This window comes from Corallococcus exercitus, from assembly GCF_003611585.1.
In the GTDB taxonomy this organism is placed as follows: domain Bacteria; phylum Myxococcota; class Myxococcia; order Myxococcales; family Myxococcaceae; genus Corallococcus; species Corallococcus exercitus.
This window is the reverse complement of record NZ_RAVW01000734.1, coordinates 1-2,182: the sequence shown is the minus strand read 5'-3', so window position 1 is coordinate 2,182 and position 2,182 is coordinate 1. Positions and strand designations below refer to the sequence as shown.

2 protein-coding genes are annotated in these 2,182 nt (G+C 71.4%); both read right to left on the bottom strand.

Translation table 11 applies throughout. From position 1 onward, the window contains the following. Nucleotides 1-252: 252 nt before the first annotated feature. The gene (locus tag D7W79_RS41455; RefSeq protein ID WP_120530687.1) at nt 253-1,425 is read right to left on the bottom strand and encodes a trypsin-like serine protease; all 1,173 of its coding nucleotides are present in this window, start codon (nt 1,423-1,425) and stop codon (nt 253-255) included. 124 nt (nt 1,426-1,549) lie between these two features. Next, the coding region (locus D7W79_RS41450; RefSeq protein ID WP_147442344.1) for a winged helix-turn-helix domain-containing protein at nt 1,550-2,182 on the bottom strand (633 nt) is incomplete at its 5' end.

Genomic DNA, 2,182 nt, shown 5'->3' with positions numbered 1-2,182 from the left:
GGAGGGGGTGTGTCGGGGGCGGGCCCTCCAGGTCGAACGCCTGGCCGCAGTAGCCGCAGACGGAGTGCGTCTTCGCGGCCTGGAGCGTGAAGGGCGCGTTGCAGTAGGGACAGCGGGTCGCTCTGGGGACGGGCCGGGCCATGACGACGGGTGTAGCACTCCGCGCACGCGGGGTGGCTGAAACACGAAAGCCCCCTCCCTCCGCACGGGAGGAAGAGGGCCTTGAGCGCTCACGCCAGCGTCAGACGACGACTACGGCACCGTGGCCTTCACGGAGACGCCCGAGTACGCGGAGTAGCCGCGCACGGAGACGTACCAGGTGCCGGCCGCGGGCGCGGTGATGGTGCAGGTCTCCGCGTTGCCGCTGAGGTACGGGCGGCAGTTGTACGCCGTCGTGGTGGGCTGCGAGCCCTGGCGCACGTAGAGGTCCGCGTCACCCGTGCCGCCGGACTGCTCCACCGTCAGGGACGTGGCGCCGGAGGGGACGGTGATGGCGTAGTGCGTGAAGGAGCTGGCGGCGCCGGACAGGGCGGTCTTGTCGAGCAGCGTCGTGCCCGGCTGCGACGAGCCGTTGATGGTGCTGGTGATCCAGCTCTCGAAGGACGACACGCGGCCGTACATGCCCGCGTACTGCGCGTCGGCGCAGCCGTAGCCCCAGCTCACGATGCCCGCGAGCACGCGGGTGCTGCCCTTGAGGACGGTGAGGGGACCGCCGCTGTCACCCTGGCAGGAGTCCTTGCCCGGGGCCTTCGCGCCCAGCTGGTCCGCGCTGATGACTTCCTGACCCTGGTAGTCGGCCTGCGCGTCCGCGTTGCTGATGAGGTTCACGTCCACCGTCTGGAGCGTGGTCGGCAGCGAGGAGGAGCCGCTGGACAGCGTGCCCCAGCCCGTGACGCGCGCCACGACGCCGGGGTTGGTCACGCCCGCCGCCGCGTCCGCCGCGGTGACCAGCGGGATGGCCTTCACGTTCGCGCCGCTCAGGTCCAGCGGCGAGGACAGCTTGAGCAGCGCCGCGTCCTTGCCCACGTTCGCGTCCACGTAGCCCGGATAGACGAACACCTGGGCCACGGTGCGGACCTGCCCGCCGGTGGTGGTGGTGCGGTTGGTGACGCCCGCCACGATGCGGCCCGGCTTGGAGATGGAGCCGCCCGAGTTCACGCAGTGCTGCGCGGTGAGGATCCAGTTCTCGTTGATGATGGAGCCGCCGCAGAAGTGGCTGCCGCCGCTGCTCTGCAGCGACACCTGCCACGGGTTCGCCCCGATGGTGGTGGCCGAGCCACCGACGATCTCCTGCGTGGTGGCGGCGGGGGCCGGGGTCTCCGGCGGGGCCTGCTTCTCCTCCGGGGCCTGGGGACCGCAACCCACGACCAGCAGCGACACCACGCTGGCAGCAGCCCAGCGACGCACCATCTGACTCGAAATCATGTGAACCTCGCTTTTTGTGGAAATTATGAGGCCACAGGATTGTGGAGGAATCCGGAACTGAATGTAAACACCCCGGCCTGCGATTTACTGTAACTGGATAACTGCTGTGACGGGGTTCCTGGGGCTACTCCGTGACGAAGGTGAAGCCCGGGGACACTTCCAGCCGGTAGCCAGGGTCTTCGAAGACGACGCGGGTGCCGGTGCCTTCCAGCATGTCGCGCACGTGGCTCACGTGGACGCGCAGCGCGTTGTCATGCAGGCGCGGGTCGTAGTCCGCGTTCCACATGGCGCGCACGCAGTCCTCCTTCGACAGGGTGCGCCCCGGCTGGCGGGCCAGGGCGTAGAGCAGCCTTCGCGGCAGGGCGCGACGCTCCAGGGAGACGGTCTTCCCGGGGGCTCGCAGTTCGTGACGGCGGGCGTCCAGCACCACCTGCTCCGGCGCTTGCTGGAGGCGTGGGGCTTCCGGCGCGGAGGCGAGGGGCCGGAGCAGCTCCGCCAGCAGGTCCGGGTCCAGCTCTCCCTCCGTGGCCGTGCGGGTGGCCTCCGCCAGGGCTTCCTCCGCCTCACGCGCCCGGCCCGCGTGCCGGTGGAGCGTGGCGCGGGCCAGGTGCGCCAGCGTGCGCTCCAGCGCGAAGTCCTCGCCGCGCACCAGGGGCTCCAGCGCGGTGAGCAGCGCCGTGGCGCGCGGGGCGTCCGCGCTCCGGGCGGCGGCCAGGGCGGCCAGGGCGCGCTGGCGGGCGGCGACGCCGGGGCGCAC

Excerpts from the sequence above, each read along its gene's own strand:
- D7W79_RS41455 (WP_120530687.1), bottom strand. The coding sequence starts at position 1,425 with ATGATTTCGAGTCAGATGGTGCGTCGCTGGGCTGCTGCCAGCGTGGTG.